We start from the raw sequence: 14,966 nt of genomic DNA, 5'->3' as shown, positions 1-14,966 counted from the left end.
GGACTTTATCATCTATCTAACATTAATTCTTCCATTTAAATTTGTCTTCATTGTGTGTAAAATGGTTGTTTTTTAGATGACTAAGATGCCTCATCAAAAAAGCGCGCTGCTTTTTGCTACAGGTGCGCATTTTGGATGAGGGTATAGGTATTTATGACGAATTGAATGATTTATTAAACTATTTTCTATTTTCTTTGTCAGTTAAGCTTCTTAAGAATGGACAATTAGGTAGTTCAGTATCACTATCTCTTAGAAAATACTGTTTCCATTCGTGATTATCTACATTCCCGTAACTGTTTAAAGCAGGATGAATGGAAATGGTATCATATTTATTAATTCTTTTTCTTACTTGTTCTTTAATCTTTTTAGCGTATTTTTCGTTCTTATTAAATTCTTGAAGAACCCGACGTGAGGCTATCGTATGACAAACTTAATTAAAGGAATTGAAGCAGCTGCCCAAGCATGTCTTTTACCTTGGCAAAAGGATGCACTGAATGCTTTTAGTAACAAAATGAAAGATAAAGAACATCTTTTTCCATGTATTCCAGCTACTCAATCTTTTTCACTTGGGCACCTCAGGTATGGATTTGTAGATGTTAATCAGCAGTTGAGTTTATTTGAAGTGGATAATGAAAAGAGAAGGAAACTCGGATTTGTGATGGATGGGATTAGAAGTAAATATGGATCAAAAGCGATTCTGAGAGCAGTTTCTTATACATCTGCTGGTACTGCGCTTCACAGAAGTGTTACGGAACAGTGCCTAATTATTAACAGGACAAACACCTATACAACACTTTTGCGATAGTCTAATGATGCAAGTCCTCAATATTTGATAACGTGACTGAAATACTTCTCACAGTCTTACCCGAGTAATTAAAAAGCATCAAACAGCATCTATAAATATCCATCGTGATATTTGTAGGAAGATCAATTGTTTTGGATCGATAAAATCCGCCACCAAGCTCATCAACCAATTCCCAGGTTGATTGTCCGACCAAGTTGATATCCCCATTCGTTTCAGGTTTCTTTCCATCCTCCATCCTATCCCCCACATTTTAGACAAAGGGTAAATCTTCCAGAGTTTATTTGACACATCTTCATATCTCCAACGTGCAATACACTTTTCGTTATCTTACTCTCCAGGTCAAGTGCAAGCTTACTTAACAACATATTGTCTCCAATACCTACTGTGCACATCAAACCAAACTCTCTCCACATGCTGCTTTGAATTGCTTTGGACATTTCTTCAGGATTTTCTTTTCCTGCATCTAAAAAAGATTCATCAATTGAATACGTATGAATACATTTTCCAGGAACAAATCTGTAAAACAGCTTTGTAATCTCAGTTGAAACTCTGATGAAAAGTTTTGCGGATTTACAATGTGTATTCGTGGATCTTCAGGTATCTCGAATAGTCCCGACCCTGTTTTGATTCCAAAATCTTTTTTAAGTGCAGGAGATGCAGCTAACACTACACTTCCCTGTCTCTCCGTATTCCCTACAACAGCAAGATAGCATGTTAAAGGATTAAGCCCCATTGTTACAGCTGATACAGAAGCATAAAAGGATTTCATATCGACACAAAGTATATTCTTACGTGGAAATTGTGAGTAATCAATCATTGTATGTAACTTCTATTATGTTATTCATGTTGATATAAACTGTATTGTCATTCTGGTCTTTTACGTGAAGCTTTTGTTGTTCAAAATTAATGTAATGGACTCTGCCGGCGATATTTTTCACGAATTCATTGTTAAAGAGTTTGGATTGTTGCGGCCGAGAGGACTTGAATCTCACGTTATACACCCACTAAGCCCTCAACATTGTAGATGTGTATCATAATTATGAAAGACATTAATAAATAGGTACCATATGGTACCTATTTATTAACTTTATTTTGAATTTCTCGTGAATTTTGGCAGACCGAATATAATTGCTATGATGCCGCAGATCCCGATTAAAACAGGATAGTAAGAGTAATGGACGATGCTGACAGGTGATACTTGTCCAAACTTCCCTGCCGATAACATCTGCGCGCCATAAGGAATTAAGCCTTGTATTACGCAGGAAAAGATATCTAAGATACTTGCTGACTTTCTATTGTCGATTTTAAATTCATCAGAGATATTTTTGGCAATTGGCCCAGCTGCTATAATAGCAATTGTATTATTGGCAGTAGCTAGGTTAGTAACGCTGACCAATCCGGCAATACCAGCTTCAGCACCCTTTTTCGAATGGATTCTTTTGGAAATGAATCCCATTAAAAAGTCAATCCCTCCGTTATGTTTCATGACGCCGACCATTCCGCCAATTAACATTGAAAGGATGATAAGCTCAGACATTCCTGCAATCCCATCCGTAATTGCTTTAAAATAAGAATCAAGCGTCAAGCTGCCGCTTGCAAACCCTATTATTCCTGTTAAGATCAATCCGCAGAAAATGACAGCCACTACATTAAATCCAATTAACGCAAAGACTAACACGGCAACATAAGGAAGTACTTTAAACCAGCTATAAGATTCAGCTCCGGTATGTCCTACGTGTCCTGTCGGTATTAAAAATAATAAAATGACAGTTATGATAGCAGCGGGCAAAACAATCAAAAAATTTGTTTTAAATTTATCTATCATTTGTGTTTTTTGTGACCGTACTGCCGCGATGGTGGTGTCCGAAATAAAAGAAAGATTATCTCCAAACATAGCTCCGCCCACAACAGCTGCAATAGTAATTGCAGTGGGCAAGCCAATTTCTCCGCTCAAACTGGCGCTAATTGGAGTAACTGCCGCGATAGTTCCCGTTGATGTTCCCATCGAAACAGAAATAAAACAAGAAATGATAAAAAGCCCTGGCAGTATAAACTGATGCGGAATAATGCTCAAAGCAAGGTTGACGGTTGAATTTACCGCTCCCATCGCCTCAGCTGCAGAAGCAAAAGCCCCTGCTATTATAAAAATGATAACCATAATAATAATATCAGGTTGTCCCGCACCGGAAGCAAACCATTCTATTTTCTGATTGAGCGATTGCTTTTGGTTAAATAAAAGCGCGAAAGCTGATGCTATAATAGCCGCAATCAGTATCGGCAATTTATAGAAATCTCCAGTCATTACACCAGAGCCGACAAAAAGACCTACAAATAAAAATAGCGGCAATAGCGCCCAGGGATTTCCATTTTGTTTCATCTAAGTAGCCACCTCTAATTTCAGTATCAAAGTCGTTAAACATAGTCTAAGCAACATTCCATACTTTAAAAGGCTACAGTAAAAAAGTCAAGCGGAAAAAATAGTCTAGTAATTATTAAATTAATAACAGAAAAGAAAGAAGAATTTTTCAAGGAGAGAAAAAATACTCTCATTATTTGGAAGGTTACATATTCAAATAACACTTTCACAGTGAAATTTCAGAGAAATGAGAAGTATTTACAAAAAACACCTTTCAAATGCTAGTTTCACATTCTATCAAATCAAAAAATCCCTTGACACCAATAGTGACAAGGGATTGAAAGATTAATACTGAGACATATACTGTTCGCGTTCCCAAGGATGTACTTGCGTGCGGAACATATCCCATTCGATTTCTTTTGCTTCGATGAAGTGTTCGAATAGGTGCTCGCCTAGCGCTTTGACCATGACTTCGTTTGATTTGAATTCTTCTAGCGCTTCCGCAAGTGTTGCTGGAAGGTCAACGATTCCGTTTTCCATGCGCTCTTCTTTGCTCATGACGTAGATGTTGCGGTCGATTGGAGCTGGCGCTTCTAGTTTGTTTTTGATTCCGTCTAAGCCTGCAGCAAGCAATACGCTAAGTGCAAGGTACGGGTTAGCAGCTGGATCTACGCTCCGTACTTCAACACGTGTGCTGATGCCGCGGGAAGCCGGGATACGGATAAGCGGGCTTCTGTTTTGCGCACTCCATGCTACGTAGCAAGGTGCTTCATAGCCTGGAACAAGACGTTTGTAAGAGTTTACTGTCGGGTTTGTTACTGCTGTAAAGCTTGTTGCGTGTTTCACGATACCTGCAATGAAATGCTTCGCTGTTTCACTTAACTGAAGATCTGCGTTTTGGTCATAGAATGAGTTAACGCCATCTTTGAAGAGTGATAGATTGCAGTGCATACCGGAACCGTTCACACCGAACAACGGTTTTGGCATAAATGTCGCATGCAGACCGTGTTTGCGGGCAATTGTTTTGACAACCAGTTTAAACGTTTGGATGTCGTCACAAGAGCGGACCGCGCCAGCATATTTAAAGTCGATTTCGTGCTGGCCAGGCGCTACTTCGTGGTGAGACGCTTCGATTTCAAAGCCCATCTCTTCAAGCTCAAGAACGATATCACGGCGGCAGTTTTCTCCCAAGTCAGTTGGAGCTAAGTCGAAATATCCGCCTTTGTCGTTTAGTTCAAGCGTCGGCTCGCCTTTTTCGTCTAATTTGAATAAGAAGAATTCAGGCTCAGGCCCAAGGTTGAAATCACTGAAGCCGAGGTCTTCCATTTCTTTCAGAATCCGTTTTAAGTTGTTTCGCGGGTCACCTTCGAAAGGTGTGCCATCCGGATTGTAGATATCACAGATGAAACGTGCTACTTTACCTTTTTCAGCTGTCCATGGGAAGATAACAAATGTATTCAGATCTGGATACAGGTACATGTCTGACTCTTCGATGCGAACGAATCCTTCAATAGAAGAACCGTCAAACATGACTTTATTATCAAGCGCTTTTTCAAGCTGGCTTACAGGAATTTCAACATTCTTGATTGTTCCAAGAATGTCGGTAAATTGAAGACGGATATACTTCACGTTTTCTTCTTTTACTAATTTTACGATATCTTCTCTAGTGTACTTTGCCATTTCGTAAAACTCCTCCTCTAAAAGGTAAATGTATATAGCAAAACAGTTGCTAACGGATTAATGAAAGAAGCGGGACATATCGCCTTGACGGAATGTATTCCCTCTTTGAAAACGGCCGGCTTGCATGAGCTCGTTTTTCAGGAGCTGTCTCAGTTCGTCATCGGACAGATCATGTTTCATTGGTTTTTTCGTCTTCTCGTTTTGTTTTTGCTCCGGCTCGGCTTCCGCTTTCGCCAGAATTTGTTTAATTCCTGCCATGTTTACACCTTGTTCTATCAGGTGCTTGATTTCTAACAGTTTATCTACATCATGAAATGAAAATAATCGTCTATTCCCTTCGCTTCTGGCTGGAAATATCAGTCCATTCTCCTCATAATATCGAATTTGTCTTGCTGATAACTCAGTTAACTGCATGACAATTCCTATTGGAAATAAAGGCATTGAGCGGCGAATATTATCACTCATCTCAATTTCCTCCTTTTCTTAACTTAGTTTCATTATAGGTGATGTTATATTTTGTGTCAATACGATGTAAGGATTCTTAACATCAAATTCAGTGAAATTTTTAAAAAATTTAAATTAATTGCTTTTCCATTAGTAAATTCACCGCACTGCATATGGCATTCTTCACATGCGAATAGGTTAATCCACCTTGAACATACGCTACGTATGGTGGACGGATAGGGCCATCTGCTGATAATTCGATGCTTGCTCCTTGAATAAATGTGCCAGCCGCCATAATGACATCGTCTTCGTATCCCGGCATATAGGCCGGATAAGGCGTCACGTGCGCATTGATCGGCGATGCATATTGAATGGCCTGGCAAAAGGCAATCATCTTTTCCCTGTCAGAAAACTCAACGGATTGGATCAAATCTGTTCTTTTCGTATCCCATTTCGGGTTTGAAGTAAAGCCCAGTTTTTCAAGGAATCTTGCGGTAAACACCGCTCCTTTTAAGCTTTGTGACACAACGTGAGGCGCCAAAAAGAAGCCTTGATACATTTCTTGGAGCGAGTAAAGAGATGCTCCTGCTTCTCTGCCGATGCCAGGTGACGTCATACGATATGAGCAAGCTTCAATCCATTTCGCTTTTCCGACGAGATAGCCTCCTGTTTTCGCAAGACCGCCGCCGGGATTTTTAATGAGAGATCCCGCCATCAGATCGGCTCCGACATGGCAAGGTTCCAGCTCCTCCACAAATTCTCCGTAACAGTTGTCCACAAAGACGATCAGGTTTTCATTGATTTCTTTTACAAAACGGATCATTTCTTTTATTTCACTAATTAAGAAAGAAGGACGATTCGCATATCCTTTTGAGCGCTGAATGCCGATTACTTTCGTCTTCGGATTAATCGCAGCGGCGACTGCATCATAGTCTATTTTTCCGTCTTCCGTCAGATCAACGGCATTGTAGCCGATTTGAAAATCCTTTAATGATCCAGCGTTTTCTCCGCCTCTGACCCCTACAATTTCTTCTAGCGTATCGTATGGCTTGCCCGTTATATAAAGAAGCTCGTCCCCCGGTCTGAGTACACCGAACAAGGCAATCGAGATAGCATGCGTGCCCGAGATAATTTGCGGCCTTACAAGCCCTGCTTCTCCGCCAAACACATCCGCATAAATGCTTTCAAGCGTATCTCTTCCGATATCATCATAGCCGTATCCTGTAGACGGCGTGAAATGAGTGTCGCTTACTTTGTGTTTTCTATAGCTTTCAAGCACTCTCCATTCATTGCGTTCGCTGGTTACTTCTATTTTTTTATGAACGCCGGCAATATCCGCTTCCACTTCCATTGCCGTTTTTTTCAATAATTCTCCGTGTGTTAATGTGTCAAACATGCTTTATATTTCCTTCCTACATATACTTCTTTAATTCACCGATGATGCTTTGCTCTTCTTGTACATAACCTGATATGTCGTACCGTTCATTTTCTTCATTAAAATAGAAGCGGTCAACCATCGTTTCCGATTTGATTCTGGAAAGGAGCTTTCCTTCACTTGCCGGCACATGCGCTTCAAAAGACGTTAACAGCTCTTGGCGCAGATAGCGCTGAATCGCTTCTTTAAACGTATTAGCGTCTTCCTCAAATTTCGCACTGACCATGATGTGATCCCTTCCGGCGGACGGAATAAAATCAGGCAGCTTTTGATCACGCTTGTTGTAAGCCGTGAGCATCGGGATATCATCAGCTTCAAGCTCCTCTAGCAGCCGAAGCACCGTTTTTTCGTGTCCCGGGTAATCCTCATTTGAAGAATCAATCAAATGCAGGATCAAATCGGCTTCTTTGACTTCCTCAAGCGTTGACCGGAATGCAGCAATCAATGTCGTCGGAAGGTCCTGAATAAACCCTACTGTATCTGACAGGAGCACGCTGTAACCACTTGGCAGGACCATTTTTCTGGTCATTGGGTCCAGTGTGGCAAACAGGAGGTCTTCTTCATAGCTGTCAGCACTTGTAAGGCGATTGAACCATGTTGATTTCCCCGCGTTTGTATACCCGACAAGCGCAATTTGAAGCACACCATTTTTCTTTCTTCTTTCACGGTATCGGCTTCTATGGCGAATGACAGTCGAAAGCTGTGTGTTGATTTCATGAATGCGATTTCTGATATGGCGGCGGTCGGTTTCCAGTTTCGTTTCCCCGGGACCTCTCGCCCCAATTCCTCCGCCTTGCCGGGAAAGATTGATCCCTTGTCCAGTTAGACGCGGAAGTGCATATTGCAGCTGAGCCAGCTCAATCTGAAGTTTGCCTTCTCTCGTTCTCGCCCGCTTTGCGAAAATATCTAATATCAATTGCGTGCGGTCAATCATCTTTACTTCAATCGCTGTTGCCAATGACTTCAGCTGACTTGGCGACAGCTCATCATTAAAGATAAGGAGATCAGCTTCAAGTTCTTCCACCAGTGCCTTTAGCTCCTCTACCTTCCCTTTTCCTATATATGTAGCGGCGTCAGCCCTGTTCCTTTTTTGTGTGACGCTGGTCAATACTTTTCCGTCTGCTGTTTTTGTTAGAGATGCAAGCTCTTCCATAGAATTTTCAAAATGCTCATCCGTGATATGCGGCAGCTGACATCCGACTAAAATAGCTTTTTCTTGTCTTGTTTCTTGTTCGTTCAAATGGATGTTCCTTTCTTTTGCATATTGGGCAGTAGTATTATCATACCAAACCCTGCATGTGTATACCACAAATCGATTGCTTTGAAAAGTAAGAAATACAGCAAAAAACAGACCTCTCGAAAACTGAGAGGTCTATACAGAACCAGACGCTTCTTCTTTAATGGAAAGATCTTGGCTTTTAATGGTCATCAAATCGTTTTTTAAGTATTGATCGCCCATTAAAAGCCTCATGGCTTGCGCTCTGATCGATTTTTCGATCACATTCCTGACAAAACGGCCATTGCTGAATTTAATGGGACTTGTCGTGCTTTTGACTGTCATTAAGTAATCTTTCAATTTCCATTCCGCTTCTTGACTGAGCTGGTATTCCCTATCAGCGATCATGCGTTTCGCAATCTCCATGAGCTGGGTGACAGAATAATCCGGAAAATCAATGGAAATGGGAAATCTTGATTGGAGACCGGGATTTAATGAGAGAAAATGATCCATTTCCCGAGAATACCCGGCAAGGATCAAAATAAACTCATGCTGTTTGTCTTCCATATGCTTTACAAGTGTGTCGATCGCTTCTTTTCCAAAGTCCTTTTCGCCGCCTCTTGCCAGCGAGTAGGCTTCGTCTATAAACAAAATGCCGCCTAATGACTTTTTAATTAAATCTCTCGTCTTTTGGGCGGTGTGGCCGATATATTCGCCGACCAGATCAGCCCGCTCCGCTTCTATCAAGTGGCCTTTAGACAGGACATTCATTTCAAAGAACAGCCTGCCGATCAGCCGCGCAACCGTCGTTTTTCCTGTTCCCGGATTTCCTTTAAACATCATGTGCAGCGCTTGCTTTCCCACCTTCAAGCCTTGCTCCGCGCGTTTTTGGTTCACAAAAATCCAGGCGTATATTTCCTTGATGTTGCGTTTCATTTCCTCCATTCCAACCAGTGCGCTCATCTCTTTTTCGATTTCCTTCAAAATGCCGTGCTTTGCTTCGTTTTTTTGCAATGCAGCCTGATATTCCGCCTCTGCCTCAGCATTCGTCAGCACCTGCTTTTGCCCGTTAAGAATAATGTTGATCTGTCCGTTGTTTTTATATGTCACAGCGCGCTCCAACATTTTCACCTCTCTGTTCTCTCTATATGATATTCAAGCGGATGCCGTTTGTGACAAACGCCTATCATGTGTCGAAACAATTGCTAATTTCGGGAATGATAAGGAATCTTGCGCTTTCCCGAGAAATACTTTATTTCTAATTGTATTCAAGGACATGGGGTGGACAAACCAAGAGATTTTGTTTTTAACAATTTTGTAAGGAACACTGGAGCTATGCCTTTGACATATAAACCTCATTAATACTATTTTCTCAATATCAGAGGTCTATAATCCATTACCGACACTTCCTATATCGCTTTTAACAAATTAAACGAATCTCTCAGCGGAAGATCCCACCCGAAGCTGTGTTCTTTGCCCCCTGTTTGATATGATGCTTACGGCTTCGAACAGGAATCAGCGGACGGTCACTCCCGTCAGCATATTGACCACGGTCATTCGTTTAAAGATACATTTCTTTTTCTTCTATTATTAAAGAGATGTCTTCAACGACACGTTTCCCTTGCCTTTTATTTCTCAGCATATGAAAGGAGCTAAACGTATTAATTTACGTTCCAAATGCCTGACACAGAGCCGAAGACCTGACGGAATCAGTGGTGGAAATAGGGCCGAACCCGTAATATTCACATACAAATGACATATTCACATTTTTATTTCAGATAGAATCCGCTGTCGCTTTATGTTGAATTGTGCGCTTTCCCGAGAAATAATTTCCGTATATGAAAGGGTTATTTCCTCATTTTTCAGACGAATGATAATCGTACAAGCAGGAGCCGTGTTTTTTCATATCCTGTAATGAGGTGATGAAGAATGGTTAAGATTTTTATTGATCCTGGGCATGGCGGGTCTGATCCAGGCGCCGTAGGAAATGGACTTCAAGAAAAAACGTTAACCCTGCAAATCGCTTTAGCTTTGCGTACGATATTGACGAACGAGTATGAAGGGGTTTCTTTGCTGCTGAGCCGGACAAGCGACCAATATGTCAGCTTAAGCGACCGGACAAACGCGGCTAACAACTGGGGAGCAGATTTCTTTTTGTCCATTCACGTTAATTCCGGGGGTGGGACAGGTTTTGAAAGCTATATTTACCCGGGTGTGGGGGCCCCGACGACGACTTACCAATCGGCAATTCACTCTAATGTGATACAAGCTGTCGACTTTGCAGACCGCGGCAGAAAAACAGCAAACTTCCACGTCCTAAGGGAGTCGGCAATGCCTGCCTTATTGACCGAGAACGGCTTCATTGATACCGTTGCGGATGCAAATAAGCTGAAAACAAACAGCTTTATTCAAAGCTTAGCGAGAGGCCATGCAAACGGGCTGGAGCAAGCCTTTAGCCTTAAAAAGACATCCAACTCAGGGTTATATAAGGTTCAGATCGGCGCATTTAAAGTGAAAGCGAATGCGGACTCACTCGCAGGCAGCGCCGAAGCGAAAGGCTTTGACACGGTTGTCCTTTTAAAGGATGGATTATACAAAGTACAGATTGGCGCATTTTCATCCAAAGACAATGCAGACGCTCTTGCTGCCAGAGCGAGAAATGCCGGCTTTGACGCTATTGTGATTCTCGAATCATAGTCTAGACGTGGACGAGCGTCTTATAAAAAACCCGGCTCCTCATCACGAGAAACCGGGTTTTTTTATTCAAGAATATCAACAACAAATTGTGACCATGTTTCCAGACGGTTATAGATGTCGTCCTGTTTTAATTCAGAGACTTTCATCCATTTTCCAGCAATTTGTTCTTTCTCCTTCACTTCCACTTCTGAGCCTGGCTTTAATTGAAGTGCAGAAAGTATACCGATATGTACTTTACCGACACTGTTTTCATCATCATTGATGAGTCCCAGTGTGACAATCGCTTGTTTATCTTCTTCATTTATTTGCAGTTCTTCGTCAAGCTCACGGTCTGTGTTCAGCTTTAAGACTTCAGCAAATGAGGCTGCTCCTTCAATCGAGTTCATATGGCCTCCAAAGCCGAGAGAAAGCTTATTGTGCAGACGTGATTCTCCGCCGCCAGCCAGCCGCTCGTAAAGGAAAACTTCATCTTCGCGCTTAATGACGACATAAGGAATCGGCTGCTTGAAATTCGGATCTTCTTCTGCGTCCCCCCTTCTCATTTCATGATAGCCCGCTTCGATTTGAGCCATGATTTCTGTTACTCTGCTATCTTCGCTGCTCACACCCTGGAAGGTTAAGCTTTCTTTCTTAAACACGTCATCGCGCGGGGCGACCAAAATCATTTCGTCCATTTTTCCCATTGCTACTGCGTCCTCCTCATTTGAACCTTCAAGCCGAAAAGAGCAGATATTATATCTGCTCTTTTTCATCTCCAAAATAAAAGTCATCGTCTTTGAGTGGCTCAACTGTCGCCTTTTTATAACCGTTCCCCTTCATAGAGAAGAAGTCATGTGATTTTGTTTTTGTATTTAATCCATTTAAAACGATCGGATTAATATCTTCCTCTTCAAAGTATGGATCAAATCCAAGGTTCATCAGCGCTTTATTGGCATTGTAGCGGATGAATTTCTTTACATCGTGTGAGAGTCCGACTTGATCGTACAAGTCTTCTGTATACTCAAGCTCATTTTCATATAACTCATTCAGAAGGTCGATCGCAAATTCGCGAAGCTCTGCTTTTTTCTCTTCTGTCTGTTTATTGTAAATTTCCTGAGCAAGGAGACCCACATAAACGCCGTGAATCGCTTCATCACGAAGGATCAGGTTAATGATTTCACCGCTTTGCATCAGTTTTCCTTGTCCGTAGAAATATAACGGGTAATAGAAACCGCTGTAGAAAAGGAAGCTTTCCAGATAGACGGAAGCAACCATCGCCTTGAACAGTGAAATCTCGTCATCTTTTTGAATGGCTTTGTAAAGCCCGACGATGATTTGCGCTTTTTTCTGCAAATATTTATTTTGTTTCACCCATTCGAATACTTCATTAATCGTTTCAGTCGGTGCCAGGGTCATGAAAATATTAGAGTACGACTTCGCATGGACAGCGTTCTCCATCATCGCCATAAAGTTCAGCACCGCTTTCCGCTGGTGGCCTTCTACGTGTTCAGCCACGATCGGCATCCCCGTATTCCCTTGTTCTGTATCAAGAAGAGTCAGTCCGGCGAGTACCTTCATATAAGTGTCCTGCTCATTTTTTCCGAGATACTTCCATGTGAGGAGATCGCCGTTTAAAGCAATCTCTTCCGGAAGCCAGAACTGTTTCACATTTTGGTTATAGAACATTTGGGTAAAATCGTCTTCATGCTTTGACCAGTTTGCTGCGTCATAAATTTTTGTCACTATAAACTCTCCTTTAATCAAACAACACAAGAAAGGCAGCTGTCTTGCCCAGTATCTTTCGTTCTTGCATAGTAAATGGTTTTAATTCCTCTGTGATGTGCATACAGATCGATTCGGTTTAAATCACGAGTCGTCATTGTGTCTTTTAAGAACAATGTGAAGCTGATTCCCTGATCAATGTGCTGTTGGATAGTCGCGATCATATCTACAACCTTGAACATGTCCATATCGTAGGCTTCTTTATAGAAGAACCAGTTGTTAGATGCAAGCCCAGGCATTGGGTAGTACGTTTTTGAGTTGCCGTATGTTCTTTCTTCAATTCGTTCCATAATCGGCATAACAGACGCCGTGCTAGATTGAACGTATGAGATAGAGCCTGTCGGTGCAATGCATAATCTGTAGCTGTGATACATGCCGTGTTCAGCTACAAATGCTTTTAGCTTTTCCCAGTCCTCTGTCGTCGGGATATGCATGCCTTCAAACAAGTTAGCGATTTTTTCGTATTTCGGTGAGAAATCAGTTGAAACGTATTTGTCGAAGTATTCACCTGTCGCATAGGTTGATCCTTCATATTGATCAAATGTTTCGCCCTTCTCCTTTGCGATTTCCGCAGAACGCTGGATGGAGTAGAAGTTCACCATCATAAAGAACGTGTTTGCAAAGTCACGGGCTTCCGGACTTTCATACGCAATGCCGTTTTGCGCAAGGTAGCCGTGAAGGTTCATAGCGCCGAGACCGATTGATTTCATCGCTTTGTTTGCCCGTCTTACAGCAGGCGCATTGCGGATATCAGTCGTTTCAGACACGTGTGTTAAAGAGTCTGTCGCAAGCTTAACTGTCTTTTCGATTGATTTATGTTCCATGACGTTGAGAATGTTAAGCGAGCCTAGGTTGCAGGAAATATCCAAACCGATTTCATCTGCTTCATCATAGTCCGTGTATGAAGAAACCTGAGATGCCTGCAGGACTTCAGAGCAAAGGTTAGAAAATTTCACCTTGGAAATATGGTTATTCGCATGCACTTTATTGACGTTATCTTGGAACATGATGTATGGATAGCCTGATTCAGAACGAAGCATCGCCAGTTTTTCAAGCAATTTCCGAGGGTTGATTTTTTCCTTTTTCACCCGAGGGTTGTCTACAAACTTGTCGTACATTTCGTTCATGTCCATCTCATCCATGTGCTGGCCGTACTCTTTATAAATCGTGTGCGGATAAAATACGTAAGCCGCTTTGTCCTCACGCGCAAGCTCAACGAACTTATCCGGAATGACAACACCGATAGACAGCGTTTTGACGCGCACATCTTCATCGGCAGAAATCTTTTTCGTATCGAGAAAATCATTGATATCGCGGTGGAAAATGTTTAAGTACGCCGCGCCAGATCCTTGTCTTTGTCCCATTTGGTCAGCGTAACGGAACGCGTTATCAAGAAGCTTCATCACGCCTACTACGCCTTTTGTGGCATTTTCAACATCTTTAATGGCTTCACCTTTCGCGCGAAGCTTGGACAGGTTAAGAGAAACCCCGCCGCCCAGTTTAGAAAGCTGCATGGAAATATCGATCGCTCTTGAAATATCGTTTAAAGAATCATTGACTTCGAGCAAGAAGCAGCTTACAAGCTCACCGCGGCGTTTTCTGCCAGCGTTCAAAAATGTAGGTGTGCTCGGCTGATATTCCTGATTGATCATCAGGCGCACATATTCTTTTGCTTTTTCAGTGTCGCCGTTTGCGAAGAACAGCGCAACAATTGAGATCCGGTCCTCATAACGCTCGAGGATTTTTTTCTTGTCATTCGTTTTCAAAGCATAGTCATTATAGAATTTAAACGCACTCATGAAGGAAGGAAAACGAAACTTCTTAGCGTAAGCTGTCTTAAACACTTCTTTAATGTCTTCAAAAGAATAAAGGCTTAAGAATTCCTCTTCGTAGTATTGGTTTTCTATCAAATAATCCAGCTTCTCTTTTAAATCGTGAAAGAAAACTGTGTTTTGATTGATATAATCTACAAAATAGCTATGTACAGCCTCTTTATCCTTATCAAACTGGAATTTTCCATCTTTTTGGATCATGATTTCGTTATTTAACTGGATCCATTTTGGCACTTGATTTTGTGACAACTCTTTCTACCTCCTGAGTAAACAATTCAACGTCTTTAGATGTGCCGCTGAGTTCAAATTTGTGCAAGATCGGCACCTGATATTGTCTTGAAATGGTATCGGCGCTTTTTGCAAAGTTATCGCCCCATACTTTATTGCCGCTCGCAGCGACTCCTAATAAAAGATGGGCGTATTTTTCGAGAAATGATTGTGTTGATGCCGGTACCTGACCGAAGTTTGTCGTGTAGGTGACCAAAACAAACGGAGTGTCCAGGTGGTCAATTTCGTCCACCTTGCGTATCTGCTGAAAGCCTATTTTATTCACAAACCGCTGAACATTCCCTGTTTTCGAATCAAATATGATTTGTACCACGTTTTATCACGACCTATCAAAAAATATGAATCTCTCATCACTAACACTATATATAGTATACTATCCTCTGACAAAAACACAATATATAGATTTGTTTTTGTGAAAAATTCATATTTTGATCAAATCAGGCATACGGGCA

General features: G+C 41.6%; 12 protein-coding genes and 3 pseudogenes. 2 read left to right on the top strand and 13 right to left on the bottom strand.

From position 1 onward, the window contains the following. Positions 1-178: 178 nt before the first annotated feature. Positions 179-418 carry a YqcI/YcgG family protein gene (locus M0696_RS09440; RefSeq protein WP_282707832.1) on the bottom strand — a complete coding sequence of 80 codons (240 nt, stop codon included), beginning with the start codon at positions 416-418 and terminating at the stop codon, positions 179-181. A gap of 174 nt (positions 419-592) precedes the next feature. Between M0696_RS09440 and M0696_RS09435 the strand changes: the two are divergent. Then, positions 593-805 (top strand): annotated as a pseudogene (locus M0696_RS09435) (hypothetical protein); the annotation flags it as partial. 13 nt (positions 806-818) lie between these two features. Here the strand turns inward: M0696_RS09435 and M0696_RS09430 are convergent. From M0696_RS09430 to spoVK, 8 genes and pseudogenes are all read right to left on the bottom strand, one after another. After that, positions 819-1,622, bottom strand: a pseudogene (locus tag M0696_RS09430) (Y-family DNA polymerase); the annotation flags it as partial. Beyond that, positions 1,615-1,770, bottom strand: a pseudogene (locus M0696_RS09425) (YolD-like family protein); the annotation flags it as partial. The pseudogenes M0696_RS09425 and M0696_RS09430, both read right to left, overlap by 8 nt. A 122-nt stretch (positions 1,771-1,892) precedes the next feature. Continuing rightward, positions 1,893-3,182 (bottom strand): Na+/H+ antiporter NhaC family protein, encoded by a 1,290-nt coding sequence (locus tag M0696_RS09420; RefSeq protein ID WP_222142880.1) that lies wholly within the window; start codon positions 3,180-3,182, stop codon positions 1,893-1,895. A 324-nt stretch (positions 3,183-3,506) separates the two neighbouring features. Further along, positions 3,507-4,841, bottom strand: coding sequence for a type I glutamate--ammonia ligase (gene glnA, locus M0696_RS09415; protein ID WP_166852585.1), 1,335 nt, complete (start codon positions 4,839-4,841; stop codon positions 3,507-3,509). Between the two features lie 57 nt (positions 4,842-4,898). Next, positions 4,899-5,306, bottom strand: a complete 408-nt coding sequence (gene glnR, locus M0696_RS09410) for a transcriptional repressor GlnR (protein WP_003238341.1) — start codon at positions 5,304-5,306, stop codon at positions 4,899-4,901. A gap of 109 nt (positions 5,307-5,415) precedes the next feature. Continuing rightward, on the bottom strand, positions 5,416-6,681 hold the full coding sequence (locus M0696_RS09405) for a methionine gamma-lyase family protein (RefSeq protein ID WP_222142879.1): 1,266 nt from the start codon (positions 6,679-6,681) through the stop codon (positions 5,416-5,418). Between the two features lie 16 nt (positions 6,682-6,697). Further along, positions 6,698-7,960: a GTPase HflX gene (gene hflX, locus M0696_RS09400; RefSeq protein ID WP_166852668.1), complete on the bottom strand. Its 1,263-nt coding sequence runs from the start codon at positions 7,958-7,960 to the stop codon at positions 6,698-6,700. A 132-nt stretch (positions 7,961-8,092) separates the two neighbouring features. Further along, positions 8,093-9,061: a stage V sporulation protein K gene (spoVK, locus tag M0696_RS09395; RefSeq protein ID WP_166852671.1), complete on the bottom strand. Its 969-nt coding sequence runs from the start codon at positions 9,059-9,061 to the stop codon at positions 8,093-8,095. 804 nt (positions 9,062-9,865) lie between these two features. Between spoVK and M0696_RS09390 the strand changes: the two genes are divergently transcribed. Beyond that, positions 9,866-10,633, top strand: a complete 768-nt coding sequence (locus M0696_RS09390; RefSeq protein ID WP_222142878.1) for an N-acetylmuramoyl-L-alanine amidase — start codon at positions 9,866-9,868, stop codon at positions 10,631-10,633. 62 nt (positions 10,634-10,695) lie between these two features. On the opposite strand, the gene M0696_RS09385 is transcribed toward M0696_RS09390, so the two are convergent. Genes M0696_RS09385 through nrdI form a run of 4 tightly spaced genes read right to left on the bottom strand, consistent with a single transcriptional unit; the run spans position 10,696 to position 14,827 of the window. After that, complete coding sequence (locus M0696_RS09385; protein WP_222142877.1) at positions 10,696-11,316, bottom strand: hypothetical protein; 621 nt, start codon at positions 11,314-11,316, stop codon at positions 10,696-10,698. A 49-nt stretch (positions 11,317-11,365) separates the two neighbouring features. Next, positions 11,366-12,355 carry a class 1b ribonucleoside-diphosphate reductase subunit beta gene (gene nrdF, locus M0696_RS09380; protein ID WP_166852679.1) on the bottom strand — a complete coding sequence of 330 codons (990 nt, stop codon included), beginning with the start codon at positions 12,353-12,355 and terminating at the stop codon, positions 11,366-11,368. Between the two features lie 17 nt (positions 12,356-12,372). Beyond that, entirely contained in the window at positions 12,373-14,475 is a 2,103-nt protein-coding gene (nrdE, locus tag M0696_RS09375; RefSeq protein WP_166852682.1) for a class 1b ribonucleoside-diphosphate reductase subunit alpha, read from the bottom strand. Continuing rightward, on the bottom strand, positions 14,435-14,827 hold the full coding sequence (gene nrdI / locus M0696_RS09370; protein ID WP_003221104.1) for a class Ib ribonucleoside-diphosphate reductase assembly flavoprotein NrdI: 393 nt from the start codon (positions 14,825-14,827) through the stop codon (positions 14,435-14,437). Before nrdI ends, nrdE begins: the two co-directional genes overlap by 41 nt. Positions 14,828-14,966 lie beyond the last annotated feature (139 nt).

The organism is Bacillus rugosus (genome assembly GCF_023238245.1).
Classification (GTDB): Bacteria; Bacillota; Bacilli; order Bacillales; family Bacillaceae; genus Bacillus; species Bacillus rugosus.
Note: the sequence above shows the minus strand (reverse complement) of the source record. Positions and strands in the feature narration are given on the sequence as shown.

What these genes read in the sequence shown, in the direction of transcription:
- M0696_RS09420 (WP_222142880.1), bottom strand. Translation starts at nt 3,182, where the DNA reads ATGAAACAAAATGGAAATCCCTGGGCGCTATTGCCGCTATTTTTATTT.
- glnA (WP_166852585.1), bottom strand. Translation starts at nt 4,841, where the DNA reads ATGGCAAAGTACACTAGAGAAGATATCGTAAAATTAGTAAAAGAAGAA.
- glnR (WP_003238341.1), bottom strand. Translation starts at nt 5,306, where the DNA reads ATGAGTGATAATATTCGCCGCTCAATGCCTTTATTTCCAATAGGAATT.
- M0696_RS09405 (WP_222142879.1), bottom strand. Translation starts at nt 6,681, where the DNA reads ATGTTTGACACATTAACACACGGAGAATTATTGAAAAAAACGGCAATG.
- spoVK (WP_166852671.1), bottom strand. Translation starts at nt 9,061, where the DNA reads ATGTTGGAGCGCGCTGTGACATATAAAAACAACGGACAGATCAACATT.
- M0696_RS09390 (WP_222142878.1), top strand. Translation starts at nt 9,866, where the DNA reads ATGGTTAAGATTTTTATTGATCCTGGGCATGGCGGGTCTGATCCAGGC.
- M0696_RS09385 (WP_222142877.1), bottom strand. Translation starts at nt 11,316, where the DNA reads ATGGGAAAAATGGACGAAATGATTTTGGTCGCCCCGCGCGATGACGTG.